This is a genomic window from Bradyrhizobium sp. WCU1 (assembly GCF_053474805.1).
In genome coordinates this window covers 6,323,243-6,348,612 of record NZ_CM130280.1, presented here as the reverse complement: position 1 = coordinate 6,348,612, position 25,370 = coordinate 6,323,243, and the positions used below count along the sequence as shown (strand labels likewise).

Annotated in this window: 26 protein-coding genes, 1 tRNA gene and 2 riboswitches; of the genes, 16 read left to right on the top strand and 11 right to left on the bottom strand. The window is 64.4% G+C overall.

All coding sequences use genetic code 11. From position 1 onward, the window contains the following. Positions 1 to 9: 9 nt before the first annotated feature. The 3 genes from ACTUWL_RS29690 (at position 10) to ACTUWL_RS29680 (ending at position 2,140) form a co-directional block, all read left to right on the top strand. Positions 10 to 858, top strand: coding sequence for a hypothetical protein (locus ACTUWL_RS29690; protein ID WP_021077720.1), 849 nt, complete (start codon positions 10 to 12; stop codon positions 856 to 858). A gap of 319 nt (positions 859 to 1,177) precedes the next feature. Beyond that, complete coding sequence (locus ACTUWL_RS29685) at positions 1,178 to 1,384, top strand: hypothetical protein (protein ID WP_158267742.1); 207 nt, start codon at positions 1,178 to 1,180, stop codon at positions 1,382 to 1,384. A 264-nt stretch (positions 1,385 to 1,648) separates the two neighbouring features. Then, positions 1,649 to 2,140, top strand: a complete 492-nt coding sequence (locus ACTUWL_RS29680) for a methionyl-tRNA formyltransferase (protein WP_021077722.1) — start codon at positions 1,649 to 1,651, stop codon at positions 2,138 to 2,140. Positions 2,141 to 2,528: 388 nt separating this feature from the next. On the opposite strand, the gene ACTUWL_RS29675 is transcribed toward ACTUWL_RS29680, so the two are convergent. Beyond that, positions 2,529 to 2,684: a hypothetical protein gene (locus ACTUWL_RS29675; protein ID WP_021077723.1), complete on the bottom strand. Its 156-nt coding sequence runs from the start codon at positions 2,682 to 2,684 to the stop codon at positions 2,529 to 2,531. Between the two features lie 215 nt (positions 2,685 to 2,899). Next, positions 2,900 to 3,388, bottom strand: a complete 489-nt coding sequence (locus ACTUWL_RS29670) for a hypothetical protein (protein ID WP_021077724.1) — start codon at positions 3,386 to 3,388, stop codon at positions 2,900 to 2,902. Positions 3,389 to 3,734: 346 nt separating this feature from the next. Between ACTUWL_RS29670 and ACTUWL_RS29665 the strand changes: the two genes are divergently transcribed. Beyond that, entirely contained in the window at positions 3,735 to 3,971 is a 237-nt protein-coding gene (locus ACTUWL_RS29665; protein ID WP_021077725.1) for a hypothetical protein, read from the top strand. 4 nt (positions 3,972 to 3,975) lie between these two features. On the opposite strand, the gene ACTUWL_RS29660 is transcribed toward ACTUWL_RS29665, so the two are convergent. Both ACTUWL_RS29660 and ACTUWL_RS29655 read right to left on the bottom strand, forming a co-directional pair. Next, positions 3,976 to 4,506 (bottom strand): gamma carbonic anhydrase family protein, encoded by a 531-nt coding sequence (locus tag ACTUWL_RS29660; RefSeq protein WP_021077726.1) that lies wholly within the window; start codon positions 4,504 to 4,506, stop codon positions 3,976 to 3,978. A 92-nt stretch (positions 4,507 to 4,598) separates the two neighbouring features. After that, positions 4,599 to 4,928, bottom strand: coding sequence for a DUF6949 family protein (locus tag ACTUWL_RS29655; protein WP_021077727.1), 330 nt, complete (start codon positions 4,926 to 4,928; stop codon positions 4,599 to 4,601). A 221-nt stretch (positions 4,929 to 5,149) separates the two neighbouring features. Here ACTUWL_RS29655 and ACTUWL_RS29650 point away from each other — a divergent pair, with 221 nt between their 5' ends. Continuing rightward, complete coding sequence (locus tag ACTUWL_RS29650) at positions 5,150 to 5,860, top strand: hypothetical protein (protein WP_035650669.1); 711 nt, start codon at positions 5,150 to 5,152, stop codon at positions 5,858 to 5,860. Between the two features lie 57 nt (positions 5,861 to 5,917). On the opposite strand, the gene ACTUWL_RS29645 is transcribed toward ACTUWL_RS29650, so the two are convergent. The 4 genes from ACTUWL_RS29645 to ACTUWL_RS29630 all read right to left on the bottom strand — a co-directional run bounded on the left by ACTUWL_RS29645 (position 5,918) and on the right by ACTUWL_RS29630 (position 9,524). Next, the gene (locus ACTUWL_RS29645) at positions 5,918 to 6,130 is read right to left on the bottom strand and encodes a DUF3126 family protein (protein ID WP_021077729.1); all 213 of its coding nucleotides are present in this window, start codon (positions 6,128 to 6,130) and stop codon (positions 5,918 to 5,920) included. 138 nt (positions 6,131 to 6,268) lie between these two features. Then, a complete protein-coding gene (cysE, locus tag ACTUWL_RS29640; protein WP_021077730.1) occupies positions 6,269 to 7,096 on the bottom strand; it encodes a serine O-acetyltransferase in 828 nt (275 codons plus the stop codon). A gap of 477 nt (positions 7,097 to 7,573) precedes the next feature. Beyond that, positions 7,574 to 8,326 carry an alpha/beta fold hydrolase gene (locus tag ACTUWL_RS29635; protein WP_021077732.1) on the bottom strand — a complete coding sequence of 251 codons (753 nt, stop codon included), beginning with the start codon at positions 8,324 to 8,326 and terminating at the stop codon, positions 7,574 to 7,576. A 64-nt stretch (positions 8,327 to 8,390) separates the two neighbouring features. After that, positions 8,391 to 9,524 (bottom strand): hypothetical protein, encoded by a 1,134-nt coding sequence (locus ACTUWL_RS29630; protein WP_021077733.1) that lies wholly within the window; start codon positions 9,522 to 9,524, stop codon positions 8,391 to 8,393. 234 nt (positions 9,525 to 9,758) lie between these two features. Here ACTUWL_RS29630 and ACTUWL_RS29625 point away from each other — a divergent pair, with 234 nt between their 5' ends. Together ACTUWL_RS29625 and ACTUWL_RS29620 are read left to right on the top strand one after the other, a co-directional pair. Beyond that, positions 9,759 to 10,004, top strand: a complete 246-nt coding sequence (locus tag ACTUWL_RS29625) for a zinc-finger domain-containing protein (protein ID WP_021077734.1) — start codon at positions 9,759 to 9,761, stop codon at positions 10,002 to 10,004. A gap of 7 nt (positions 10,005 to 10,011) precedes the next feature. Beyond that, the gene (locus tag ACTUWL_RS29620; RefSeq protein WP_021077735.1) at positions 10,012 to 11,214 is read left to right on the top strand and encodes an FAD-dependent monooxygenase; all 1,203 of its coding nucleotides are present in this window, start codon (positions 10,012 to 10,014) and stop codon (positions 11,212 to 11,214) included. 45 nt (positions 11,215 to 11,259) lie between these two features. Here the strand turns inward: ACTUWL_RS29620 and ACTUWL_RS29615 are convergent, their stop codons facing one another. Next, complete coding sequence (locus tag ACTUWL_RS29615; protein WP_021077736.1) at positions 11,260 to 11,694, bottom strand: hypothetical protein; 435 nt, start codon at positions 11,692 to 11,694, stop codon at positions 11,260 to 11,262. 324 nt (positions 11,695 to 12,018) lie between these two features. Here ACTUWL_RS29615 and ACTUWL_RS29610 point away from each other — a divergent pair. Continuing rightward, positions 12,019 to 12,105 (top strand) — tRNA-Leu (locus ACTUWL_RS29610). 80 nt (positions 12,106 to 12,185) lie between these two features. Here the strand turns inward: ACTUWL_RS29610 and ACTUWL_RS29605 are convergent. Next, positions 12,186 to 14,117: a phospholipase D-like domain-containing protein gene (locus ACTUWL_RS29605; RefSeq protein ID WP_021077737.1), complete on the bottom strand. Its 1,932-nt coding sequence runs from the start codon at positions 14,115 to 14,117 to the stop codon at positions 12,186 to 12,188. Positions 14,118 to 14,491: 374 nt separating this feature from the next. Between ACTUWL_RS29605 and ACTUWL_RS29600 the strand changes: the two genes are divergently transcribed. Further along, positions 14,492 to 14,809 (top strand): hypothetical protein, encoded by a 318-nt coding sequence (locus ACTUWL_RS29600; RefSeq protein WP_021077738.1) that lies wholly within the window; start codon positions 14,492 to 14,494, stop codon positions 14,807 to 14,809. Between the two features lie 135 nt (positions 14,810 to 14,944). On the opposite strand, the gene ACTUWL_RS29595 is transcribed toward ACTUWL_RS29600, so the two are convergent. After that, positions 14,945 to 16,564, bottom strand: coding sequence for an ABC transporter substrate-binding protein (locus ACTUWL_RS29595; protein ID WP_021077739.1), 1,620 nt, complete (start codon positions 16,562 to 16,564; stop codon positions 14,945 to 14,947). A 285-nt stretch (positions 16,565 to 16,849) separates the two neighbouring features. Between ACTUWL_RS29595 and ACTUWL_RS29590 the strand changes: the two genes are divergently transcribed. The 7 genes from ACTUWL_RS29590 to ACTUWL_RS29560 all read left to right on the top strand — a co-directional run bounded on the left by ACTUWL_RS29590 (position 16,850) and on the right by ACTUWL_RS29560 (position 25,164). Next, the gene (locus ACTUWL_RS29590; RefSeq protein WP_021077740.1) at positions 16,850 to 17,980 is read left to right on the top strand and encodes a M20/M25/M40 family metallo-hydrolase; all 1,131 of its coding nucleotides are present in this window, start codon (positions 16,850 to 16,852) and stop codon (positions 17,978 to 17,980) included. A 91-nt stretch (positions 17,981 to 18,071) separates the two neighbouring features. Then, positions 18,072 to 18,178: riboswitch (glycine riboswitch) on the top strand. A gap of 3 nt (positions 18,179 to 18,181) precedes the next feature. After that, positions 18,182 to 18,297, top strand: a riboswitch (glycine riboswitch). A gap of 68 nt (positions 18,298 to 18,365) precedes the next feature. Next, positions 18,366 to 19,673, top strand: a complete 1,308-nt coding sequence (locus ACTUWL_RS29585; RefSeq protein ID WP_021077741.1) for a D-amino acid dehydrogenase — start codon at positions 18,366 to 18,368, stop codon at positions 19,671 to 19,673. A gap of 126 nt (positions 19,674 to 19,799) precedes the next feature. After that, complete coding sequence (locus tag ACTUWL_RS29580) at positions 19,800 to 19,985, top strand: hypothetical protein (RefSeq protein ID WP_021077742.1); 186 nt, start codon at positions 19,800 to 19,802, stop codon at positions 19,983 to 19,985. Continuing rightward, on the top strand, positions 19,982 to 21,280 hold the full coding sequence (locus ACTUWL_RS29575; RefSeq protein WP_021077743.1) for an ArgE/DapE family deacylase: 1,299 nt from the start codon (positions 19,982 to 19,984) through the stop codon (positions 21,278 to 21,280). The genes ACTUWL_RS29580 and ACTUWL_RS29575 overlap by 4 nt, the downstream gene beginning before the upstream one ends. Positions 21,281 to 21,543: 263 nt before the next feature. Then, a complete protein-coding gene (locus ACTUWL_RS29570) occupies positions 21,544 to 22,485 on the top strand; it encodes an ABC transporter permease (RefSeq protein WP_021077744.1) in 942 nt (313 codons plus the stop codon). 3 nt (positions 22,486 to 22,488) lie between these two features. After that, positions 22,489 to 23,376: an ABC transporter permease gene (locus tag ACTUWL_RS29565; protein ID WP_021077745.1), complete on the top strand. Its 888-nt coding sequence runs from the start codon at positions 22,489 to 22,491 to the stop codon at positions 23,374 to 23,376. A gap of 138 nt (positions 23,377 to 23,514) precedes the next feature. Then, positions 23,515 to 25,164, top strand: a complete 1,650-nt coding sequence (locus tag ACTUWL_RS29560; RefSeq protein ID WP_021077746.1) for an ABC transporter ATP-binding protein — start codon at positions 23,515 to 23,517, stop codon at positions 25,162 to 25,164. Positions 25,165 to 25,370 lie beyond the last annotated feature (206 nt).

Sequence of the window (25,370 nt, the reverse complement as noted above, 5' to 3'; positions counted from 1 at the left end):
GCCGGATCGATGTCGTGGCTGCTGAAGTTTTTCGTTACCGCCATCATCGGCATTCTGGCCTTGAAGGCCCTGGGCGGATCGGACGACCCGCTGTTGCCGGTCACGACGGATGATCGCAACTATCATGTTGCCGTCAGATACGTCGACCAGCCGTCGCACCGCATGGTGATCGTCGGCAGTTCGCTGTCGGTCAGGCTGTCCGAGGATTACTTCACCTCGCCCAACATCGAGAATTTAGCTCTGGCCGGCGGGTCGCCGGAAACCGGCCTTCAGATCATTGCAGCCAACGAGCCGCTCCCGCAGCTGGTGCTTGTCGAAGCCAACATCCTGACCCGGCCGGTTGACGCCCGCCTGATCGAACGGCTCAAAGCAAGATTGACGACCGCGACGCCGGCGGCGTTCCAGCCGATCAGATCGGCTGCGGCTGGTTATGAGGTCCTGTTACACCCCACGAAGTCGAAAGACCAGGTCAGGCGCGGCGCCGACTGGCGTGTGGCGCAGCCGGCTGCTGAGATCGTCGGTCCGCCATTCCAGCTTCAGGCGCAGCCAGCTCCGCCACCAGAAACGATCGAGCGAACTCTCTCGAGGATCGAGCAACTTGTCCGGAGCCTGCGATCGCGAGGCACCAAGGTGCTGTTCTTCGAAATGCCTTATCCCGCCGAGGTCGAGCGGAGCGCCGCTGTCATCAGCAGCGCCGCGATGGCGCGGAAGACCTTTCCCGACAGCGCTTCGTGGCTTGCGCTTCAGGTCGACCGGTCGGAGCTCAGATGGACGGATGGCGCTCACCTGGATGAACGCTCAGCGATCTTCGTGGCAAGAGCAATAGAGACGGCCGCGGCAGAGCAAATCAGCCCATAGCGCGGAAAAGCCCGCGCGGCGGGAAATCCCCACCGCGCGGGCCACCTCCCAGCCACTCCGCCGAGGAACAGCCGGCCGGGACATCTCATCAGCCGACGGCATCACTCGCCGGCGCGCGAACGGTACTTGCCGAATTTGGTCTGGATACCGAGCCAGATGGCCGCACAGGCCGGTGACAATAACGGTCGCGATTGCCTTCCAGCCGGCGCGCTCGACCTGATCGCTGGCCTTGCACCACGCGACAATGGCAGCCTGCGGACCCGAATGTCCGAAGCGCCGGCCGACCGGATGGAAGAAGCCGAAGTTCAGGCTAGCATTCGTGACCTTCCACGTCTTCCGCCACACATGGGCGACGTGGCTCCGCTACTACGGCGGCGCCGATGTGCAGGGCCTGGTTGCGACGAAGAACTGGCGCGACGAGCACAGCGCGAGCCGCTATTCGCACGTGGTGCTGCGTGATGAATGGAAGCAGGTCGAGGATCTGCCGATGATGGGGAAAACCCGGGGGAAGCGACGTCGCGCGTGAAATTCGCGAGTGCGATCAACGCGCAGCCCTTTTTCCCCCAAAGCTTGGCCGCAACCTTTTTCGAGAGACGCGAAGACTCTGACTTCCGCATCAGTCGGCCTGATCGCCCCGGCGGACTGAGACGTCAGTCCCGTCTTGGGGCAGAAGCCTCGGAATTTGCGGCGAATTTTATGGACCCCGAGCCATCGGCTTGAGGCCACGGGTTTTGCCCGAGCCGAGGTTGTGCTATTTCCAACCTTTCAATTGATGTCCGGTTCTGGTCGCATGGTCGAACTTGCCCCCCGGAATGCACAAGCCAGCAGCCTGATCGGCGTGCAGCCGATCGCGATCGGCGCTGTGGCGCTGGTGCTCGTGCTGTTCGGGATCGGCTCGATCGCGCTGTGGCGCAGCTTCGGCGGCACCGTGCCCGAGACCGACCGGATGGCCGCCGCCCGCCTGCTGCAGGCGCGAACTGCGCAGGTCTCCGAGGCCCTGGTGGAGAAGACCAAGGGGATGGAGCTGACCCAGCAGGAATCCATCGACCAGTTGCAGGAGGTGCAGGACCAGCTGCAAACCATGCGCAAGCAGTTCACCGCGCAGCAGGCCGACACCAAGAAGCTGTCCGACCAGGTCACCGCGCTGACCGAGCAGGTCGAGGGCCTGCGCCAGTCGCTGGCGAGCGCGCAGGCCAATGAGCCAGCAGCCGAACCCGAGCCGCGCAAGCGCTCGAAGGCAGCCCGTAGCGCCAACCGGAAGCGCCACAGGTCGCGCGGCTGACGGCCCCCGGGGCGGCCAGCGCCGAGCGGCGGGATCAGCCACAAAATGCACCAAATCCCATGCAAGATCAGTCACTAACGTGGAACCTTGCGAACTCGGACCGTCCGGCAGCGGCCTCGCAGGAGTGCCTGTTACAGTGAATTAATCCTGACTTTGTGAACTGCTTCACATATCCGACTTCGAATCCGAGTCATCCTTAAATGACCGGATGGCGTGAGCCGATTTCAATATCCGGGGCTGGCAAGGTCGTTGACGGTATACTGCGTCGACGGCCTTGTTTTTTGGCCCGCTGAATCCCGGTCTCCGGACTGCACCCCGCACCCGACACCGAGCGCGCCGCGCCAGCGACCGCAAGCAAGCGGCCGACGGCCCTGCAGGCGCGACATCGCTACGGCTGCTTCGTGGGATCGTGCGACACGCGATTGCCCCTCAGCCGCAGCCGCGCCAGCTTCGGCTCGAGTTCGTGGAGCATGTAGACCAGCGCAACCGCAAGGCTCGAAACAATCACCATGAACAGCAATGTCAGATCGGGAATGGTCAGCATCTCGGATGTCCTCTGAGACCGGCTCCAACCGCAGCCGGACCATATGTTTTCGTGATGCGCTCACGCGCTAACCGCTGTCACGCAAAGCAAGCTGCATACCAATGCGCGACGGCCCCGGCATCAAGACACCGAGGCCGCGCCTGTATTCCAAGACCTGTATTCCAAGACTCATCAGCATGGCGATCCAATGGATCGTCCATGCGTCGGCGGATGGCTCAGTTGCAAACCTGCACGGGCCGGATCTGCCAGCCATACGGTGTCAGCATGCGACGGCGCACGACGTAACAGCCGCCGTCACCGTAGCCATAACCATCGTCGTAGCCGTAGCCGGCATAGTACGGATTGCCGTAATAGCCGTCATAGTAATCGTAGGCGCCGTAGCCGAGCCCGAAGCCGATCGCTGCTGCAGCGAACGGATAGCCCCAGCCGCGCCGATAGTAGCCGCCGTGCCAGCCACCGCCATGCCAGCCACCACCGTGCCAGCCACCACCGTGCCAGCCACCACCGTGCCAGCCGCCGCCGTGCCAACCGCCACCGCCGCCCATGGCGTGGAAGGCGCCGCCGTGGAAGCCGCCACCGCCGTGGAAGCCACCACCACCGTGGAAGCCGCCGCCGCCAAATCCGCCGCGCGCCGACGCGGTGTCGACCGTGAACAGGCCGACCGATACCGTCGCCAGCAAGGCGATCATCGTTTTACGCAACATCACCCGTCACTCCTCTTTCCAGGCTTTTCCTTTCAAGCCTCCTCCGCCGCGTCCCGCGCATGCTAACCCAATCTAGGACCGCAGCTTCCAACGCGCGCCTGTGTCGCGCTCACTTCTGCGCGACCCGCGTTCATCAAGGCACGGCCTTCAAAAGTTAACAACCGCGGCTGCTGCTCCCCGTGCCTTGGGCGACGATCGCTCCGGGCGCGAGCAGAATCGCGATTGTCGCTGACGCGACGGTGACGGATAATTTGCGCATGGCAACTCTCCCTTGCGGACATCAACGGGTCCGCAAAACGCCGGTTCCCACAGGCGTTGGAGCAATAAGGTTTGGGAGCAATGCAATTTGCGCAAGCTGATCGAATTTGACGACGACACGTTCGGCAAGCTGAAGCAGCTTGGGCGCGACCGGATGGCGACCCTGCAGGAGCTCGCGGACGAGGCGTTCGCCGACCTGCTCAGGAAGCACGGTATTCCGATCGACCTGAAGGACGCGCTGCGCAAGAGCGCAAGACTTCAGGAGGCAGCAAAGCCCGGCCCCGCAGCACCGAAGGCTGCGCGCAAGCAGGGCCGGAAGCGCTGAGGGTTCAGCCGATCTTCTTCAGTCCCGCCTTGTACTGCGGTCCCCTGATCGCATAGGACTTCGCCGGCCGCGACAACGCTTCCGCCTGCGCGGCGTCGAGCGTGCGCACCACGCGCGCGGGCGCTCCGATGATCAGGGAATTTTCCGGAAACTCCTTGCCCTCGGTGATCACGGAGCCGGCGCCGACCACACTGCCGCGCCTGATGCGCGCGCCATTCATCACGATCGATCCCATCCCGATCAGCACGCCGTCTTCCAGCGTGCAGCCGTGCACGATCGCGTTGTGGCCGATCGTGACGTTGTTGCCGATGGTCAGGGGGAAGCCGGGATCGACATGCAGGGTCGAATTGTCCTGGACGTTGGAGCCCTCGCCGATCTCGATCCACTCATTGTCGCCGCGCAGCACGGCGCCGAACCAGACGCTCGCTCCCGGCTTGAGGCGCACCTTGCCGATCACGACGGCATTATCGGCGATGAAGTAGCTGCCGTCGGCGGGAAGATCGGGCCCCTGCCCGTCGAGTTCGTAGATCGCCATTGAGGTCTCCTTGGATCGGAAGAGACCTTGGCACAGCGGCGGACATGGTTTCAAGCAAGCGCCGTGACGATCCGGCGCGGATCACGATCGGCTCAGCCGAGCACGCCCGTAGCGCGTAGCGTCATCATGAAGAAAGTGCCCGACATCAGGCTCCAGAAGCCGGAGATGACGGTTGCCATCATCACGAACTCGAAGCGGCGGCGCTCGATGCGCGCGCCGCGCAGCGTGTTGCGCATGATGATGAAGGGTGCGGCGAACACCAGGAACGGGACAGCGGCGAAGGTCTTCGGCGCCACGCCCTCCTGCAGCAGGCCGAAACCGGCCGGGCGCTCTGCCATCGCCTGATAGCCGCTGGCCAGTGCGCCCGCGAACGCAAAGCCGATGAAGAGCGAGAACAGGGAATTAAGGGTATCGGGCGACATCGGGAACTTCCGCTACGCAACAGGCTACTCACCCCTGCTTCGCAGAATTGGCTGCCGGCCGCCACATCATCCTTAAGGAAAGGTTAATCCGGTCCGCCCGGCTTGGCGTTTGCGCATGGCCGTTCGCTCAGGGATTCCGTTGGAATCGTACGGAAATTCCTCGCCTCATGGCATATTCGGCAGGTGATTCGACCACCCCCGACCCGGCCTTTGCCTCGTTCATGACGCTTCTGTCGACCGCCCAGCATCTCGCCCGCGACACCCGCCGCAATCCACGCGCGCATCTCGTCCCGATCATCGCCTCGGCGGTCATCGCGGCCGGCGCGATTGCGCTCGTCGCCTATCTGTTGTGGCCGACCTATACGACCATCCCGGTGAGCGATCCGTCGCGGCTGCCGGTCAGCGTCGGCGGCACGCTGTTCAACGTGCCGACGATGGCGGTGCGCATGAAGATCCAGCGCCACTCCGGGCCGCAGGAGCGCGTCGATCTGAGCTTCCTCTATCCCTCGCTGGAGGCGCCCTCAGCGCCCAAGCACTACAGCGCCGAAACGGTCGAGGACAAGGTGCAGCCGATCGACCGGATCTTCGTGTCGATCGCGGCCCACCACGATTCACTGGCGCCCGACATGCGCCTGCGCACGATCTACCCGCGCTATCTCGACGATCGTGCAAATACCGATGACGGCCTGACGGCGCGCGCGTTCCGCGACGGCACGCCCTATGGCGGCGAGGACCTGTACACCGCGGCCGAGCCGCAGCTCGTGGCGCGCTGCACGCGCGATACCTCGACACCCGGCATGTGCCTGAGCGAGCAGCGCATCGAGGGCGCCGACCTGACCTTCCGCTTTCCGCGCAGCTGGCTTGCGCAGTGGCGCGACATCGCCACCGCGATGAACCGCCTCTCCGCGCAGATGCACAGCGCGAAGGGATAACTTGTTCGTCACTGCGAGCATCGCAGTGACGATTCAACAAGCAGAGGCTGTTCAGCCTTACTCGGCCAGATCTTCTTCCAGGATGGCCATCTGGAACTGGAACGAGCGATCATCGTCCTCGTCGTCGACGAACAGCACGCCGATGAACTCCTCGCCGATATAGACCTCAGCGGAGTCGTCCTTCTTGGGCCGCGGCACCACGCGGATCTTGGGATTGCTGAACACGCGCTTCAGATACGCGTCGAGCTTCCTGACTTCCTGAACGTCCACGGCCGTCTCCAATCGGGTCGATGATTTTCGGGGAGGTTTTAGGACGAGATGGCAAAGATCGCCAGCGCCTTTTCAGGCTTTGGCGACGTGATGTTGCGCACACGCAAAAACGCGCTGCCGATCAGAAAGCGAATGAAATCAAAGACCGATCGCGTTGAGCATCTGGTCCATGGTGCGCGAAGGTTCGGCACAGCCGGCTTCGCCGACGATTTTCGCCGGCACGCCCGCGACGGTGACGTTGTGCGGCACGGGCTTGACCACGACGGAGCCCGCCGCGATGCGCGCGCAATGGCCGATCTCGATATTGCCGAGGATCTTGGCGCCGGCGCCGATCAACACGCCGTGGCGGATCTTCGGATGGCGGTCCTCGTTCTCCTTGCCGGTGCCGCCGAGCGTGACGCCATGCAGGATCGAGACGTCGTCGTCGATGACGGCGGTCTCGCCGCAGACGAAACCGGTGGCATGATCGAGGAAGATGCCGCGGCCGATCCTGGCCGCCGGATTGATGTCGGTCTGGAACACCGCCGAGGAGCGGCTCTGCAGATAGAAGGCAAAATCCTTGCGGCCCTTCTGGTACAGCCAGTGCGCGAGACGATGGGTCTGCAGCGCATGAAAGCCCTTGAAGTAGAGCAAGGGATCGATGAAGCGCGAGGTCGCGGGATCGCGGTCATAGACGGCGACGAGATCAGCGCGAAACGCATTGCCGATATCGGGCTCGTCGCGCAGCGCCTCGCCATAGGTCTGGCGGATCAGGTCGCCCGACAGCGCGGCGTGGTCGAGCCGCTCGGCAATGCGATGGACCACCGAGTCTTCCAGGCGCTCATGATGCAGCACGGTCGCATAGATGAAGCTTGCGAGCTCGGGCTCGCGCCGCAGGATGTCTTCCGCCTCGCCGCGGATCCGATCCCAGATCGGATCGAGCGCCGCGAGCTTGCTCCCCTGCGGATTGACCTGATGAACTGCCATAGCTGGTCTCGCAATTCGGTTGTTCTGGAGTGCGTTATAGCACGGTAGACCCAGCGCGTCCCGGGAAGGCTCGGTACGGTAAACCCCAGCCGAACGACCCTGGGGCCGACGTCTAGAGGAATTGGTCGGGATTTCGCCGAAATCAAGCCGTGCTTCTGCAACTATTGGCGGATTTCGGCCCAAGTGTGGTTTTGGGCATGGTCGGCCCCTCTGACGGGGGAAGCATCATCAACAGCCAGACGTTACGCGCCCGCCTGACCGATGCCCGGTCGGTCTGGATCGCCACCATCGCCATTCCCCTCCTCCTGCTCGCGCCTGCCTTCTGGAACGGCTATCCGCTGCTCCAATGGGATACCGGCGGCTACCTGGCGCGCTGCGCGCATGGTGTGGGTCGCGACCTTCGTGGTGCTGATCGCAGCGGCGCGCGCCTTCGCAAAAGACGATACCGAAGACGATGCCGAGAACAATACCGACGAGCTATTTGCGCTGCGCCAGGAAGTCGATGACGCCGGTCTTGTAGACCTTGTCCCCGACCGCCCGCATGTGGTCGCGGTTCGGAATGTCGAGCACCTGCGCGCCCGGAATGATCCGGCCGAGCGCTGACGCCGAGCCCGCGATCTCGTCCTTGCTGCCGACTGCGATCAGGACCGGCACGCCGATGCCGGCGGCTTCCTCGTGCGTCATCAATCGGCGCGAGCCGCGCAGGCAGGCGGCGAGCGCGCGGCGGTCGGAGCGGGTCTGGTCGGCGAAGGCACGGAAGGTGCGGCCGACCGGATCGGTGACATCGTCGAGCGACGGCGCCTCCAGCGCCAGCGCGACGGTCTCGCCGGGCCCGCCGCCCTCGATCAGCCCGATGCCGATGCCGCCCAGGATCGCCGAGCGCACCCGATCGGAATGCTGGTGCGCCAGGATCGCGGTCATCCGCGAGCCCAGCGAATAGCCCATGATGTCGGCGCGCGCGATGCCGAGATGATCCATCAGCGCGATCACGTCGCTTGCCATGATCGCGATCTCGTACTGCGCGGCATCGTAGAGCTTGGCGGATTCACCGTGGCCGCGATCGTCGAGCGCGATGACGCGACGGCCGGCCTTGACGAGCTCCGACACCCAGGTCGGATAGATCCAGTTGACGTTCTTGCTCGAGGCAAAGCCGTGCACCAGCACGATCGGTTCGCCCGCGCCCTCGTCGAGATAGGCAATTTCAACATCGCCGTGATGGAAGCTCGGCATCATCGATTCCGTTTCTTCTTGCGATTTGCGATTTGGGATTTGCGATCGACCGGCGACCGCAAGCTTAGCCCTGGACTGGCATACTCGCCAGCGCGGCCTGGGCGGCCATCTGCCGCTTCAGGCGCAGGGCCTTGCTTCGTCGGAGCCACCACGCCGTGGTTCGCTCGGTGGTGGCCTTGATCGACGACAGGAAACCGAACAGCGCAAGCAGCGCGCCGAACAGCCACATGGTGAGGTTGAACGTGCCGGCCACCAGCAGCAGCGCGCCGCGCCCGAGCAGCTTCATGATGGCGCGGGTCTGGCCGCCCTTCACCTCGGCGATGCGGGCCGCACGCGCGATCTCCTGCGGGTTCTCCGCGACCTTCAGCGTGTCCCGCGCGGCGCGAACGCCGGCCGCCTCGCCGATGCGCCCGACGTCCTTGGCGACGCGCACCAGCCCGCCGGCCTTCTCGGCGCGGAATGCCGCGCGAATGGCCGTTGCGGTTTCCGCCGGCCGAAGCACCGAGCCGGAGGCGACCGCCTCGCGCAGCGCCGCCTGATCGACCACTTCGCGGGTCGAGCGTCCGGCCCATTCGATCATGCCCTCGCTCAGCCGTCCCGCCTTGCGCGTGTCCTTGACCAGCGTCAGCCCGGCGCGCAGCGGCCCGGCGCCACCGACCGACACGTAGGTCGCCGCGGTCACGGCAAGCCCGGCGGCCGCAAGGCCGAGCACCAGCTGGTCGGTGTCCTCGCCCATCACCAGGTGCTTGCCCTCACGCACGACGTCCCTGACATCGCCGAACACGAACAGGTCGCCCGCGACCGTGCCGGACAGGCTCGCCACATCGTCGGCATTGCCGGTCACGAGGCCGGTGGCGAAGCCCTTGGCGAAATGCGTAGTCGACGACTGCTCGGCGCGCGCATCGTCGACTCGCTTTGTGAGCTCCGCGCTGAGCGCGATGTTCTTCTCGCCCGCGAGCGCGACGAAGCTGGCCGCAAGATCGGCGTCTCCGGTAGCGAGTGCCGCCTCGATATGGTCCGATATCAACCCCGGGTTGTTGCGCAGCACGGAATTGACCCTGAGGTCGGCGAGATCAGCGGGATCGTCCCGCGCCGACAGCAGCGCGCCCGCGTCACGGGCATGCGGCCAAATAGCAGCGCCGACGGCAGCACTTACCGCCAGGCCAGCCACCGCAACGCCGAGGCGCACCCCGTTCATTCCGCTAAAACCTCTAGTTTTATTCGCCTTGGAAATAGTGTGCCGTTTTTGCGACACAACGGCTCCGACCAAAGAAGGGCTTCTCTGGGACGACAAGATTGTGTCGAATTTGCATGAGCAAATGAGCCATCGGGGCTCTAGGAATCAACTGTTCCCGCCAGTATGGTGCGCGGCATTTCGCGATGCCGCATGCTGTTGATTGCGTCTGCCCATCGTTGCCACCAAGGTGAGAATATGTCCGACCACGTCGTCCCGCACTTCCATAACGATGCCGGTGTCTCGGTGATCGAGATCGGATCGCAGGAGTTCATGTGCGTGGGCGCCAACCCGCCGTTCGACCATCCGCACGTGTTCCTCGACCTCGGCAACGACAACGAGATCATCTGCCCGTATTGCTCGACGCTCTATCGCTTCGCGCCCGACCTCGCCGCCGGCGAAGCGCGGCCGCCGGAATGCGTGCTGAAAGACAAGGTCGCCTGACCGCCCCGTGGCGCTGACGCGAACCGTCATCGTTGCCGGCGCCGGGATCGGGGGACTGACGGCGTCGCTGACCCTTGCGGCACAAGGCTTTCGCGTCGTGGTGCTGGAAAAGGCCGAACGGCTCGAGGAAGCCGGCGCCGGCATCCAGCTCTCTCCCAACGCCAGCCGCATCCTGGTCGAGCTCGGGCTCAAAGAGCCGCTTGCGCGGCGCGCGGTCACGCCTGAATCCGTCAACATCCTGAGCGCGCGGGCCGGCGGCGAAATCGCCCGGATGCCGCTCGGCCAGGCCGCCGAATTCCGCGCCGGCGCTCCCTACTGGGTGATCCATCGCGCCGATCTGCAGGCCGCGCTGCAGGCCGCCGTCAACGATCACCCCGATATCGACCTGCGGCTCGGCTGTCAGTTCGAGGACGTGACAAAGCACGCCAAGGGCCTGACCGTCGTGCAGCGCCGCGGCAATGCACGGCAGCAGGAATTGGCGGTTGCGCTGATCGGCGCCGACGGCATCTGGTCGTCCGTCCGCGGACATTTGTTTCCGGATGTACAGCCGCAATTCTCCGGCCTGATCGCCTGGCGCGGCACGCTGGACGCAACTGCCCTGCCGCGTGAATACACCGCGCCGCGCGTGCAGCTCTGGATGGGACCGGACGCGCATCTCGTGGCCTACCCGATCTCGGCCGGACGCCAGATCAACGTGGTCGCGATCGTGTCGGGCACCTGGAACAGGCCGGGCTGGAGCGCGCCGGGCGACAGCAACGAGATCAAGGGCGCGTTCGCCTCGGCTCGCTGGCCCGGCACCGCGCGGATGCTGATCGGCGCGGTCGACGGCTGGCGCAAATGGGCGCTGTTCACGCTGCCCGACGTCGGCCACTGGAGCGAAGGCGCGGTGACGCTGATGGGCGACGCTGCGCACGCCATGTTGCCGTTTGCCGCGCAAGGCGCCGGCATGGCGATCGAGGATGCCGCCGTGCTCGCCAAGGCCCTGGCCGACTGCACCGGCGAAAACACCGCCGGGATTCCCGCCGCATTGAAACTCTATGCGCGAATGCGCCGCGAGCGTGTGCTGAAGGTGCAGCGTTTGGCGCGGCAGCAGGGCCGCATCTATCATCTGAGCGGACCGCTGGCGATCGCACGCGATCTCGCGATTCGCGCCATCGGCCCGCAGCGCATGCTGGCGCGGCAGGATTGGATCTACGACTGGCGCGCCTGAAGCATCTGCGGCTCGCGCCCGATCACCTCGGCCGAAAGCGCTTGTTCAGTGAACCACGCCCCGCGGGGCGCGCGGCCCCCTCGCCGCCGGCGCGGGCGTTGCGGGTGCGGCCGCCGCAGGGGTGTCCGGCGGGCTTTCATGGCACTTGTTGGCCCGCCATGCCTGATCCGCCAGCCTCTGCTGTGAGTGGATCGAAATTAGCTCGTTGCGATACACCACCTCGGAGACCACGGTACCGCCGACGCCGGTTTCCGCCTTGGCCATCAGCTTTTCCTGATCCGTCGCGCGGGACGCGAGGTTCTTGCGCTCGGTGTCGAGCTGCTTGCAATCATAAAGGTCGTATTTGGCGGGATCGGCGAATGCCGACGGCACGCTGTCGCCGATCTGCGCACAGCCGGAAACGCCCGCGGCCGAGGCGAGCAGCACAACGATGGCTGCCGCGCGCAACAGATTCGGGCGGCATGGGAAACGAACGGGCATTCGGCTTTCTTATTCGGACAGTGTTGAGATTGCCTAAAGCAGCCGCCGGTGTCCGGATTGAGGCTCAATCGCGGCGGCGCGCTGCTTATCCCAATGCCCGGCCGCCAACGCAAATGGAATTGCGGGCCGCAGCTTAAGCCCTTGAAAGCGCATCTGTTAGCAGCGGATAATGGCAATTCCACTCCGCCACCAAACGCGCTAGATATCGGCACGCCCTGGAGCATGATCCGGAAAAGTGGAAACCGGTTTTCCGACAAGATCATGCTCAAACAAAGAGATGAGATCGTGACGCGTTTCCGTGGAAACGCATCACGATCTGGCAATGCGGACGTGGCGGAACTGGTAGACGCAAGGGACTTAAAATCCCTCGACGGCAACGTCATGTGGGTTCGAGTCCCACCGCCCGCACCACATCTCCAGCGCTTGGGCGCCTGCGAGTCTGCGCACCCTACCCTGCGCTACCGCTTCAATTTGCTGGCCTTCGATTTCTTCTATTTCTTGGCCTTCGCTTTTTTGGCCTTGGCCTTCTTTGTTGTCTTGGCCTTCGCCTTCACCGGCTTCTTGGCCTTGGCCTTCTTCGGCGATTTCTTGACTGACTTCTTGGTTGACGCCTTGGCGGCAGCCCTCTTGGTCGGCTTCTTGGCTGCCTTCTTGGGGGTCTTCTTGACGGCCCTCTTCTTCGCGGCCCGACCAGCGGTGTTGGGCTGTTGCGCCGCGCCGCCACTGCCAGCACCCCCGACGCGTGCCGGGCGCGGCGGCACCGGCTCCTCCATCCAGAAGTCGAGCTCCTGCTCCTTGCCGCCGCCCGGCTTCCAGCCATCGAGCGAATAGATCTGATCCGCATTGCCGCCGCTGCCGAGATAGCCGCGCCAGGAATAGTGGTCGTAGACGCCGTTGATGTGCAGCGCATAGGCCTGGGCAAGCTTCTTGTTGCCGCGGATGATCACGAGATTCTCGTCATTCTTCTCCGAGGCGGCGACCGAGAAATTGTGCGATCCGGTGATGACCGCGCAATCGTCGGAGAACGGATCGATCACGATGGTCTTGGAATGCACGATCGCGATCATCCCCGCATTGCGGATCTGCGACACGCTGAACTCGACATCGGCCCACGACGGTTCGTTCGTGGCGTTGACGCCATGCGGCAACTGCACGTCGTCATGGAAGGATTGCGCCGGCGCGCCCGATTTCACGACCTGGCCGCCGACCGAGACGATGTTGCCGTTCTTGCTGGGCATCATCGTCGACACCACGCCGCGGACGTACATGTCGTTCTGCTGCGCGCGGTCGAGCAGTGCGCTCAGCAGCGGCGACTGGCCCGGCATGAACATCAGGAAGAGCGCGCCGTCCTTGGCGTTCTTGATCAGGTCCAGCACCGGCTTGAACTCCGCCTCGCCGTTGGTCGCGGCGAAGTAGACCGAGATGTTGCTGTCGTTGGTCGGAGAGGAATTCGACGCCTTCAGCGCCGCCGGCATGGCGTTGCCCGCGGCGACCAGCTTGCCCCACTGATCGAGGTAGCGCTTGGCGATCACCGCATTCTCGATGATCAGCACATTGTTGAGCTGCGTGCACAGCCCGGTGGTGGTCCAGTTCGTGCTTCCGGTCAGCACACGGATGGCGTTGCCATGCGCGTCGCTTTCGACCACGAACTTGTTGTGAACGCTGGGCGACGACCTGCCCGCATTCGACAGGTCGCGATGCTTGACCGTCAGGCCGGCGCTACTGAGCTCGCCCGCGATGTTCGGTTTGGTCGCACTGCCATTGCCGAGCAGGACGTTGCCGCGGCTGCCGAACGGCTTCAGCGCGCCGACCAGTTCCTCGTCATTCATCTCGTAGATGGCGGCATGCACCTGGCTGCCGCGCAGGTCGGCATCATGCAGAAAGCCCAGGATCTCGTGCAGGGCGTCGCCGGACAAATAGCGCCGCGCCTGGTTGGCCGGATCGGACAGGCCCTTGACGAAATTGCGCAGCGCGTCGTCGGTCGTATTGCCCTTCACGAAGCGGCTGACGATCTGGGACATCAACGTGCCCCGGTTGAAATAGGCCGACAGGCCGCCGCCCGCATCGCCGGAAGCGACCGTCGGCGCCGTCCATGCCGACACCGAGGCGGGATCGGGCGTGAAGGTGCCGTTCGCACCATTGTTCATCGCGGTGACGCGGTAGGAGACGTTGTCGGTGTCGACGACGCTGTGATCGGTCCAGATGCAGCGCCGGAACGGCGATTGAGTCGAGGAGATGCCGGCGTCCGCCACCGGCTTCTCGCCGGGCTTCGGCGGAATGCGGTTGGACAGCACGGTCGTCTGCTGCGTGATGTTGTTGCGCCGCTCGAGCTGGAAACCGACCCAGTCGTTGGACCAGGTGCCCGGCTGCCAGGCGATCAGGATATCGTCGGCGTTCGCATAGGCCTTGACATTGATTGTCATGATAATTTCCCCGAAGCTGGGTGAATCCATCGGTGCGAAACAATGGACGCCGCCGTGCACGGCTGGTGATGCATCCCGGGCGGCGCCGACACCAGCCCGTAGAACAATACCTCGATAACCCAAGGTAGATTGTGAAATAGACGACAACTTGCCAGGCAAAATCGGCGCGGCGCGACCGCCGTCAAACCCTTTGCGAGCGCCCATTGGCATGCCAGGGCGCGCGGCCGGCCCGCATCACCTCATCGTGTCCACCGGCTGTGGCGAGGTTCACACGCCGTGCTCGCCGACTGTGGTATTGTCGAGGCGTTGGAAAATTCCTGCCGCGCATTTCGCGGCTCTCGCATTCCGAGATCAAATGTCTTTGGAGCTGGGCGATGACGATTGCTGATCGCAATCGGATTGCCGGTCGCAATCAGATTGACAACACCGCGCCGGACCATGGCGCTTCCCTGCTCGAGCACGGCGACGACGCCGCTCATTGCAGCAACGGGCTCAATGCGCAGAGATTCCGCGAAGCACCGCCCGACGAACGCGCGATCTACCAACGATGGATCCGCGGCGCGATCGTGTCGTGCGTGCTGCTGGCGCTGGCCGCTGGCGCGGCGGTCTGGATGAGCGGCGGCAACGCCGGACAGACGCAGCTCACGAGCCTGTCGAGCACGAGCAGCGCGAGATCGGGCCACATGCCCTAGCGGCCATCGGTTCGGTCCGATCACTGCTTCATTGTCGTCGTGCTGCAGGCGGGCGCATGCCTCGCCGCACGCGGCGACGCAAACGAAAATGGCCGGGGACGAGCCCCGGCCATTCCATTCTGAATCAAGGCGCGCTTACTCGGACTTGTCGATGTTCCAGAAGATCGGCGTCGCCGGGCCGTCGAGCACACCGGTCAGCGACTTCCGCCATGCGCTCGGTCCCTGATACTGGCCCAGCGGGATGTAGATGACCTGCTCGTAGGCTTCCTTCTGGATATCGGATGCGATCTTCTTCTGCTCGTCGAGCGACGGCGCGCGGACGAAGGCATCCTTCAGCTGTTCGATTTTCGGATCATCGGCCCAGCCGAACCAGCCGCCATTCTTGCCCTGGCCGCCGATCGAGAGGTTGGCGATCGGGTTGGAGACGTCGGCGCTCACCCAGTTGGTGAAGAACATGTTCCAGCCACCGTCCTTCGGCGCCTTCTGGCTGGCGCGGCGAGTCACCACGGTCTGCCAGTCGGTCGCCTGCAGATCGACCTTGAAGCCGGCGTCGCGCAGCTGCTGGGCAACGACGACCGGCTGCGCCTTCAGCGTGGTGACGTCGCCGGGCGCCATGATGACGACCGGCGTGCCGTCGTAACCCGACTCGGCGAGTGCCTTCTTGGCCGCCGCCATGTCGCCTCCCTTCGCCAGCGTCTCGCCACCGATCTCCGACGCGAATGGCGTGTCGCAGATGAAGAACGCGACACAGGTCTTGTAATACTTGGGATTGCCGACCAGCGCGTCGAGCACCTGTTTCTGGTTGATCGCCAGCAGCGCCGCCTGGCGAACCTTGATGTTGTCGAAGGGCGGATAGAGGAAGTTCATGCGGCCAAGCGTCTGGAAGCCGAACTTGTTCAGCGTCTCGACCTTGATGTCCTTGTCGGCCTCGAGGATCGACAACGTGTCGAACGACGGGTTCTCCACGAAATCGATATCGCCGGACTGCAGCGCGTTCATCGCCGTCTGCGCGTCGGCCATCGTGACCCACTCGACGCGGTCGACCTTGACGACCTTGCCGCCCGCGGTCCAGCTCGCCGGCTCCTTGCGCGGCACGTAGTCCTTGTTCTTGACGTAGACCGCCTTGACGCCCGGCTGGAATTCCGCCTGGACGAATTTGAAGGGGCCCGAACCGATCTGTTCCGGGATCGGCTTGTCCGGCGGCGTTTCGGCGAGCCGCTTCGGCATCATGAAGGCGACGCGCGACGACGGCTTGCCGATCGAATCCAGCACCAGGCCGTAGGGCTCCTTCAGCTTCAGCGTGATCGTCTTGGCATCGGTGGCCTCAAGGCTCGCCGTGAAGTCCATCAGCTTCTGGCCCATGCCGTCGACCTTGGCCCAGCGCTTCAGCGACGCGACGCAGTCTTCGGCGGTCACCGGCGTGCCGTCATGCCACTTCAGGCCGTCGCGCAGCGTGAACGTGTAGGTCAGCTTGTCGTCGGAGACCTTCCAGTCCGCCATCTGCGGCTCGATCTTGAAGTTGGAGTCGGTCGCCACCAGCGTGTCGTAGACCATGTAGCCATGGTCGCGCGTGATGTAGGCCGTGGTCAGGATCGGATCGATGACGCGCAGATCCGAATGCATTACCGCGGTGATGGTCTTGTCCGCGGCCACGGCGTGTTGCGTAAACGACAATTCCTGCGGCGCGAACGACAGCGCGACCGCCGTCAACGCAGCCGCTAGCGTGCGGCGCTTCCAACGCGAGATAGGGAACATGAAATCTCTCCTGACGTGTAACTGGTCAAAGCCGGCTTATTCGTTATGCATGCGGTTCGTTATTTGGCGAACTAACATGCTGTATGGCTTGTGAAATCGAGACTTGCATCAAGCGCAATGCGCGTCAATCGGTTTCGGGCGAGATCAAACGTATACGAACGAATGAACGAGAAGCCTGGTGCATTTTGACTTTACAAAATCGTCGCCTGAGCCTTTCGTGCGATAAGCATGCGCGCAGGTACGGATATGCGTAGTCATGCAATCAAACAACTAGAGAGAAACGACATGAACCCAGCCAATCTTCCGTTTGATTCCGAAGCGATGCTGCAGGGCCTGCGCAGCTGGGTGGAATGCGAAAGCCCGACATGGGATGCGGCTGCGGTCGAACGCATGCTCGGTCTCGCCGCGCGCGAGATGGCGATCATGGGCGCGACGATCGAACGCATCGCGGGACGCCAGGGCTTTGCCGGCTGCGTCCGCGCCCGTTTCCCCCATCCGAAGCAAGGCCAGCCCGGCATCCTGATTGCCGGCCATCTCGACACCGTGCACCCGGTCGGCACCATCGAGAAGCTGCAATGGCGGCGCGAAGGCAACAAGTGCTTCGGGCCCGGCATCTTCGACATGAAGGGCGGCAACTATCTGTCGATCGAAGCGATCCGGCAATTGGCTCGCGCGTCCTTCACGACGCCGCTGCCGATCACGGTGCTGTTCACGCCCGATGAAGAGGTCGGCACGCCCTCGACGCGCGACATCATCGAGGCCGAGGCCGCACGCAACAAATATGTGCTGGTGCCGGAGCCCGGCCGGCCGAACAACGGTGTCGTCACCGGCCGCTACGCGATCGCGCGCTTCAACCTCGAAGCCACCGGCAAGCCGAGCCATGCCGGCGCGACGCTGTCCTCCGGCCGTTCCGCGATCCGGGAAATGGCCCGGCAGATCATCGCTATCGACGGCATGACCACCGAGGACTGTACCTTCTCGGTCGGCGTCGTGCATGGCGGCCAATGGGTCAATTGCGTCGCGACCACCTGCACCGGCGAAGCGCTCAGCATGGCCAAGCGCCAGGCCGATCTCGACCGCGGCGTCGAGCGCATGCTGGCGCTGTCAGGCACGGCCAACGACGTCACTTTCAAGGTGACGCGCGGCGTCACCCGCCCGGTATGGGAGCCGGATGCCGGCACCATGGCGCTGTATGAAAAGGCAAAAGGCCTCGCAGCGGCGATGGGCCTCGACCTGCCGCATGGCAGCGCCGGCGGCGGATCGGACGGCAACTTCACCGGCGCAATGGGCATCCCGACGCTCGACGGCCTCGGCGTTCGCGGCGCCGATGCGCATACGCTCAACGAACACATTGAGGTCGACAGCCTTGCCGAGCGCGGCCGCCTGATGGCGGCACTGCTGGCGACGCTCGACTGACGTCGATTGCACTGCACAACACGTTGGCACTGCCAGATCGAAATTTAGCCTTGTCCATTTTTGAGGCTTCGCCTACGGTCCGGCCGTCCAACTCGACGATGCGGGAGAGATCGAAGCGACAACATTCGTGTTGTCAGCTTCGGCGCCGACGGAGCAACCGCCCCGGAAACTCTCAGGCAAAAGGACTGTATCGTCAGGACGATCTGGAGAGAGACGGACACGACCGCACATCAAGGGCCGTGACGTCCACCGAAGGGGATAGTTCGCGATCGGGCACAGGTCCGATGCGGATCAAGCTCTCAGGTACCGTGACAGATGGGGCGCTGAAACAGCCGGTTGCACCGGCGGTTCGGCGACTCTAATCCACGGGAGCCTGAAGACCACCATGCCACACATTGCGATCATCGGCGCCGGCATCACCGGCGTGACGACGGCCTATGCCCTGCTCGAGCGCGGCTACCGGGTGACTGTCCTCGACAGGCATCGCTACGCCGCGATGGAGACCTCGTTCGCCAACGGCGGACAGCTTTCCGCCAGCAATGCCGAAGTCTGGAACAGCGCCGCGACCATTCTCAAGGGGCTGCGCTGGATGCTGCGAAGCGACGCTCCGCTGTTGATGAATCCGAAGCCGAGCTGGCACAAATATTCCTGGATCGGCGAATTCGTCGGCAGCATCACCCGTTATCGCGCCAACACCATCGAGACCACACGGCTCGCAATCGAAGCGCGCAAGTATCTGTTCTCAATCGCGCAGCGCGAGAACATCGCCTTCGATCTCGAGCGCCGCGGCATCCTGCACGTCTATCACGACAAGGCCGGCTTCGACGCGGGCCTGCGCGTCAACACGCTGCTGCAACAAGGCGGCCTCGACCGACGTCCGGTGACGGCGGACGAAATCCGCACCCTCGAACCCGCGCTGCAGACGAGCTGCTATGGCGGCTTCTTTACGCCGTCGGATGCGACCGGCGATATCCACAAGTTCACGCGCGGTCTCGCCGAGGCCTGCATCCGTCGCGGCGCGAGCTTTGTCCATGAAGCCGATGTCGACACCATCGCGCGCGGCGATGACGGTTTCCGCATCGGCTGGAACGACGTCGCTTCGCATGACGCCGAGGTCGCGCAACGGCACGAGCTGCAGGCCGACGGCATCGTCATCTGCGCCGGCGTGGCAAGCCGCCACTTCGCAAGCCTGCTCAACGACCGCGTCAACGTCTATCCGGTGAAGGGCTACTCGATCACGGTGCAGCTCGATGCGCCGCAAAGCCGCGACGCTGCGCCGACCGTCAGCCTGCTCGATGAAGCGGCAAAAATCGTCACCAGCCGGCTCGGCGCCGACCGCTTCCGCGTCGCCGGCACCGCCGAGTTCAACGGCTTCAACCGCGATATCCGCGCCGACCGCATCCAGCCGCTGGTGGATTGGGTGCGGCATCATTTTCCGGGGATCGATACATCGAAGGTCGTGCCGTGGGCGGGCCTGCGCCCGATGATGCCGAACATGATGCCGGTGGTGCGCTCGGGACGGATTCCTGGCGTGTTCTACAACACCGGCCACGGTCATCTCGGCTGGACACTCTCGGCCGCGACGGCACAGATGATCGCGGGTGCGATCGATGACTGGCGCGACCTCGACACGCCTTCAATGGTGCCATCGCAGGCCGATGCGATCGAGCCTGCCCGCGCAGCTTTCCCCTAATCATCCGACCGGAGAGGAAGAATATGTGCGTATTTGCGTGTGTCCAAGTCGGGATTCGCTGGGAATCGCCGCGTGACAACGATTAGCGTCGTAATGGGGAAAAGCGCTTCAGCGCGGGAGGGGACAATGCGCATTGGGGTCACGGGCACGCATGGCATTGCGGCCCGGAGCGGCATTCCGGCCGGCACGCGTGTCGTTGGCAATCGCTTCGGCGGACCGATACGCAATCTCGCCATCGGCACGCGCATCGGTTGCGCGCGCCATCTTTCCGAAACGCTCATTGCTCAAGGCTCCACGAAAGGCGCGACATGACAACCGGGACGTTGACCAAGGCGGATCAGATTGCCGCCGAGTTGTGCGCGGCCGTCGATCGAAACTTCGACGATCAGATCGCGTTCCTGTCGCGCATGGTGCAATTCCGCAGCCTGCGTGGACAGGAGGCGCCACAGCAACATTGGCTGGCCGAGCAATTCGCCAAGCGCCGCTACGACGTCGATGCATTCAGCCTTGCGGACGTCAACCTGATGAGCCATCCGAAAGCAGCACCGATGGACGGCATCGATCTTGCCGGATCGCAGCAGGTCGTTGCGACGCTCAACAGCAAGGGCAGCGGGCGCAGCCTGATCCTGCAAGGTCATATCGACGTGGTGCCTGAAGGGCCTGCTGACCTTTGGGACCAGCCGCCGTTCTCGGGCGCCGTGCAGGACGGCTGGATGTTCGGGCGTGGCGCGCAAGACATGAAGGCCGGCGTCTCGGCAATGATCTTCGCGCTCGATGCGATCCGCGACGCCGGCTATGTTCCGGGCGGACGCATCCATCTGCAGACCGTGACCGAGGAAGAGAGCACCGGCAACGGCGCATTGTCGACGTTGATCCGCGGCTATCGCGCCGACGCCTGCCTCATTCCCGAACCAACCGGACACACGCTGACGCGTGCCCAGGTCGGCGCCGTCTGGTTCCGCCTGCGCGTCCGCGGCACGCCGGTGCATGTCGCCTATTCGGAAACCGGGACAAGCGCCATCCTGTCGGCGATGCATCTGGTGCGCGCGTTTCAGGATTACACCAAGGCGCTCAATGCCCGGGCGCTCGACAACAGCTGGTTCCGCAGCGTCAAGAACCCGATCAAGTTCAACGTCGGGATCATCAAGGGCGGCGATTGGGCCAGTTCGACCGCGGCCTGGTGCGAACTGGATTGCCGTCTCGGCCTGCTGCCGGGCGAAACGCCGCAGCAGGCGATGCAGGGCATCGAGGAGTGCCTGGCCGACGCGCACAAGGCCGACGAGTTCCTGTCCGGCAATCCGGCTGAACTGGTGTGGAGCGGCTTTCAGGCCGACGCAGCGGTCTGCGAGCCCGGCAGCGAAGCGGAAGCAGCCCTGTCGGCTGCCCATCATTGCGTCTTCCAGGCTCCGATGCAGGAGCGCCTGTCGACGGCCGTCAACGACACCCGCTACTATTGTGTCGATTACGGCATCCCTGCACTTTGCTATGGTCCTTACGGTGTCGGCCCACATGCGTTCAACGAACGTGTCGAGCTCGACAGCCTTCGCAAGACAACGCAGAGCATCGCACTGTTCGCCGCCAACTGGTGCGGCGTGATGAGAGCGTGAATGAACGTGTCGCTTCAGCTCGGTGGCACACGACGACAAGTGCAATTCGAAATAGCAGCATCAGACCAGGGAAGGCCGCCAACGGCACGACCCTCGCCTTGATATAACGTCGCCATTGGCACAGTATTTGCCTGCAAATTCATCACGTTCGCGCTGGCTTTGACACAAGACGCAGAAGCGCATGAGACACATCACGGGGACACCATGAGTATGATGCGGCCCAGCCTTCGCTTCACACCATCTGACGGCAGGAGATAGCAGCGATGATCGGATATCTGCTTCGCCGCATCCTCGCTGCCATTCCCGTGATGGGCGTGGTGGCCCTGTTCGTGTTCCTGTTGCTGCGGCTGACGCCGGGCGACCCCGCCGCAATCCTCGCCGGCGACAATGCGACGCCGGAACAGCTCGAGCGCATCCGTACCTCGCTTGGTCTGAACGAGCCGATCTACATCCAGTTCTACACCTGGGTCGCGAAGCTCCTGCACGGCGACCTCGGCGTCTCCCTGATCTCGAACAAGCCGATCCTCGAGATGATCGGCCCGCGCCTCGAGCCGTCGATCTCGGTCGCGCTCGCCACCATCGTCCTCTCGATCCTGGTCGCGGTGCCGCTCGGCGTCATCGCGGCGTGGAAGCACGGCACCTGGATCGACCGCTGCGTGATGGGGCTGTCGGTGCTCGGCTTCTCGGTGCCGGTGTTCGTGATCGGCTATGTGCTGATCCAGGTGTTCGCGATCGATCTGCGCTGGGTGCCGGTGCAGGGCTTCAAGAGCATCTCGGCCGGCTTCGGTCCGTTCTTCGAGCGCATCATCCTGCCGACCTGCACCCTCTCCTTCATCTATGTGGCACTGATCGCGCGCATGACCCGGGCCTCGATGCTCGATGTGCTGGGTGAAGATTACGTCCGCACCGCGCGCGCCAAGGGCATCGGCGAGACCGGCGTGCTGCTGCGCCACGCACTGCGCAACGCCGCGGTGCCGGTGATCACCGTGATCGGCTCCGGCTTCGCACTGCTGATCTCCGGCGTCGTCGTCACCGAAAGCGTGTTCAACCTGCCCGGCATCGGCCGCCTCACCGTCGATGCGGTGCTGGCGCGCGACTATCCGGTGATCCAGGCCATGATCCTTCTGACGTCGGGCATCTATGTCGGCGTCAATCTGTTGATCGACGTGGCGTACACCCTGCTCGATCCTCGTATCCGGTACTGAGCAATGGCGATCGAAACCCTTCCCGAAGCCTCTCTCCCCGTCACCCGGCCGTTCCGCGTCAAGTTCGGCTTCCTGACCTCGACGCCGATCATCGCGGTCGCAACGATCTGTCTCGTCCTCATCATCCTGATGGCGATCTTCGCGCCGCTCCTTGCGCCTCGTGATCCACTCTTGCTGACGCCGTCGCTGCGGCTGAAGCCGTCGAGCGCGCAATATTTGCTCGGCACCGACGCCTATGGACGCGACCTGTTGTCGCGCATCATCTACGGCGCGCGGATCTCGCTGGTAATCGGGCTCGGCGCCGCCGTCTGCTCGATCGCCATCGGGCTCCTGATCGGCCTCGTCGCCGGCTTCTTCCGCTGGGTCGATGCGGTGATGATGCGCGTGATGGACGGCTTGATGGCGATCCCGGCCATTCTGCTCGCAATCGCCGTGGTCTCGCTGTCTGGCGCCAGCATCTGGACCGTGATGGTCGCGATCACCATCCCCGAGATCCCGCGCGTAGCACGCCTGGTGCGCTCGGTGGTGCTGACCGCGCGCGAGGAGCCCTATGTCGAGGCCGCGATCTCGCTCGGCTCGAGCCTGCCGAAGATCATGTGGCGGCATTTGATGCCGAACACGATCGCGCCGCTGATCGTGCAAGGCACTTATGTCTGCGCGTCCGCGATCCTGACCGAGGCGATCCTGTCGTTCCTCGGCGCCGGCATCTCGCCGGAGACGCCGACCTGGGGCAACATCATGGCCGAGGGCCGCGCGTTCTTCCAGGTCAAGCCGTCGCTGATCTTCTGGCCGGGACTTCTGCTCTCGATCGCCATTCTCAGCATCAACCTGATCGGCGACGCCGCGCGCGATGCGCTCGATCCCCGCATGAAGCAGCGTGAGGGCAAGTGACGGCTTCGATGCAATCGAAGCCGTCATCCCGGGGCGCGCAGCGAACCCGGGATCTCGAGATTCCGGGTCTGGTCCTGGCGCACCATCCCGGAATGACAGTGGGTAAATTCCTTCGCAGCCGCGCCAAGAGAGCCTGACATGACCAACGTCGTCCTCGACATCAACAACCTCGTCGTCGGCCTCGGCCGCAAGGCGGACGCGCATCGCATCATCGACGACCTCTCCCTCCAGGTGCATGAGGGCGAGACGCTGTGCCTGGTCGGCGAAAGCGGCTCGGGCAAGTCGGTGACCTCGCTAACCACGATGGGCCTGTTGCAGAAGGGCACGCTGGTGCCGTCGGGCGGCAGCGTCAAGCTGGTCGGCGAGGAGCTGCTCACTGCCACTGACCGCCGGCTGCGCCAGCTGCGCGCCACGCGAATGGCGATGATCTTCCAGGAGCCGATGACCGCGCTCAATCCGGTGGTCCCGGTCGGCCGCCAGATCGACGAGGTGCTGCGCGCCCATACCGATCTCGACTCCCGCGCGCGGCGCCAGAAGATCCTGGCGATGATGGAGCATGTGCGGCTGCCGGACGTGCAGCGCATCTTCTCTTCCTACCCGCACCGCCTCTCCGGCGGACAGCGCCAGCGCATCATGATCGCGATGGCTCTGGTGCTGGAGCCGAAGCTCCTGATCGCGGACGAGCCGACCACGGCGCTCGACGTCACCACCCAGAAGCAGATCCTCGCCCTGATCCGTGATCTGCAACGCGATCACGGCACCGCCGTCCTCTTCATCACCCACGACATGGGCGTGGTGGCCGAGATCGCCGACCGCGTCGCGGTGATGCGGCACGGCCGGCTGGTCGAAACCGGCCCGCTGCAGGATGTGCTGCGCAATCCGAAGATGGAGTACACCCGCAACCTGCTGTCCTCGGTCCCCAGCCTCGTGCCGCGCGCGCCGCGCCCGGAGACGAAAGAGCCGGTGGTGCTGGAAGCCAACGAGCTCAGCAAGGTCTACCGGGAGCGGTCGCTGTACGGCAAAGCCCGCGAGGTCGCCGCCGCCAGCAACGTCACGCTCACCTTGCGCAAGGGCCGCACGCTCGGCATCGTCGGCGAAAGCGGCTCCGGCAAATCGACGGTGGCGCGCTGCATCGTCCGGCTGATCGATCCGACCTCGGGCGGGGTGCGCCTCGCCGGCCGCGAGATCTCCGATTTGTCGCGCCGGCTGTTGCAGCCGCATCGCCAGAAGATCCAGATCATCTTCCAGGACCCCTACCGCTCGCTCAATCCGCGCGTCACGGTCGGCGAGAGCATCGCGGAGGGCCCGATCAATTACGGCATGCCGCGCAAGGACGCGCTGGCGCGGGCCCGCGAGTTGCTCGAGCTGGTGCATTTGCCGCCCGACGCGATCTCGCGCTATCCGCACCAGTTCTCCGGCGGCCAGCGTCAGCGCATCGCGATCGCGCGCGCGCTGGCGCTCGATCCCGACGTGCTGGTGGCGGACGAGGCGGTATCCGCGCTCGACGTCTCGGTGCAGGCGCAGGTTCTGCAGCTGCTTGACGAAATCCAGCGGCGGCTCGGCATCGCGCTGCTGTTCATCACGCATGATTTGCGCGTCGCCGCCCAGATCTGCGACGACGTCGCCGTGATGCAGCGTGGACGGGTCGTGGAACAGGGACCGGCGGCGGAGGTGCTGACCAATCCGCAGCAGGCCTATACCCGCGCACTGCTCGAGGCGGCGCCCGGGCGCGGCTGGGACTTCGCCAACTTCCGCCCCGTTTCGGAAGGCATTGTGGCGACGGCCTAGGTCTTTAGCCTCAAGCCTTTACGCCCACAGGGCATGCAAATCCGGTGGTGCTCCCCGGCTTGCGCTTGGCGCGACGACACGCTTAACGTCGCCCGCCAGAGCGCGATCCGGAGAGGCGAACCGGCCTTCGAAGATCATGCTGATATTGAAAAGGCGAGATGATGCGATTGCTTCCAAATCGCATCACAAGCGAAGAAACGTGTCGA

Bases quoted from the DNA above. Each gene is read 5' to 3' on its own strand.
- ACTUWL_RS29690 (WP_021077720.1), top strand. From the start codon at position 10: ATGTCGTGGCTGCTGAAGTTTTTCGTTACCGCCATCATCGGCATTCTG.
- ACTUWL_RS29680 (WP_021077722.1), top strand. From the start codon at position 1,649: ATGGTCGAACTTGCCCCCCGGAATGCACAAGCCAGCAGCCTGATCGGC.
- ACTUWL_RS29675 (WP_021077723.1), bottom strand. From the start codon at position 2,684: ATGCTGACCATTCCCGATCTGACATTGCTGTTCATGGTGATTGTTTCG.
- ACTUWL_RS29670 (WP_021077724.1), bottom strand. From the start codon at position 3,388: ATGTTGCGTAAAACGATGATCGCCTTGCTGGCGACGGTATCGGTCGGC.
- ACTUWL_RS29660 (WP_021077726.1), bottom strand. From the start codon at position 4,506: ATGGCGATCTACGAACTCGACGGGCAGGGGCCCGATCTTCCCGCCGAC.
- ACTUWL_RS29655 (WP_021077727.1), bottom strand. From the start codon at position 4,928: ATGTCGCCCGATACCCTTAATTCCCTGTTCTCGCTCTTCATCGGCTTT.
- ACTUWL_RS29650 (WP_035650669.1), top strand. From the start codon at position 5,150: ATGACGCTTCTGTCGACCGCCCAGCATCTCGCCCGCGACACCCGCCGC.
- cysE (WP_021077730.1), bottom strand. From the start codon at position 7,096: ATGGCAGTTCATCAGGTCAATCCGCAGGGGAGCAAGCTCGCGGCGCTC.
- ACTUWL_RS29635 (WP_021077732.1), bottom strand. From the start codon at position 8,326: ATGCCGAGCTTCCATCACGGCGATGTTGAAATTGCCTATCTCGACGAG.
- ACTUWL_RS29630 (WP_021077733.1), bottom strand. From the start codon at position 9,524: ATGAACGGGGTGCGCCTCGGCGTTGCGGTGGCTGGCCTGGCGGTAAGT.
- ACTUWL_RS29625 (WP_021077734.1), top strand. From the start codon at position 9,759: ATGTCCGACCACGTCGTCCCGCACTTCCATAACGATGCCGGTGTCTCG.
- ACTUWL_RS29615 (WP_021077736.1), bottom strand. From the start codon at position 11,694: ATGCCCGTTCGTTTCCCATGCCGCCCGAATCTGTTGCGCGCGGCAGCC.
- ACTUWL_RS29605 (WP_021077737.1), bottom strand. From the start codon at position 14,117: ATGACAATCAATGTCAAGGCCTATGCGAACGCCGACGATATCCTGATC.
- ACTUWL_RS29600 (WP_021077738.1), top strand. From the start codon at position 14,492: ATGACGATTGCTGATCGCAATCGGATTGCCGGTCGCAATCAGATTGAC.
- ACTUWL_RS29595 (WP_021077739.1), bottom strand. From the start codon at position 16,564: ATGTTCCCTATCTCGCGTTGGAAGCGCCGCACGCTAGCGGCTGCGTTG.
- ACTUWL_RS29590 (WP_021077740.1), top strand. From the start codon at position 16,850: ATGAACCCAGCCAATCTTCCGTTTGATTCCGAAGCGATGCTGCAGGGC.
- ACTUWL_RS29585 (WP_021077741.1), top strand. From the start codon at position 18,366: ATGCCACACATTGCGATCATCGGCGCCGGCATCACCGGCGTGACGACG.
- ACTUWL_RS29580 (WP_021077742.1), top strand. From the start codon at position 19,800: ATGCGCATTGGGGTCACGGGCACGCATGGCATTGCGGCCCGGAGCGGC.
- ACTUWL_RS29575 (WP_021077743.1), top strand. From the start codon at position 19,982: ATGACAACCGGGACGTTGACCAAGGCGGATCAGATTGCCGCCGAGTTG.
- ACTUWL_RS29570 (WP_021077744.1), top strand. From the start codon at position 21,544: ATGATCGGATATCTGCTTCGCCGCATCCTCGCTGCCATTCCCGTGATG.
- ACTUWL_RS29565 (WP_021077745.1), top strand. From the start codon at position 22,489: ATGGCGATCGAAACCCTTCCCGAAGCCTCTCTCCCCGTCACCCGGCCG.
- ACTUWL_RS29560 (WP_021077746.1), top strand. From the start codon at position 23,515: ATGACCAACGTCGTCCTCGACATCAACAACCTCGTCGTCGGCCTCGGC.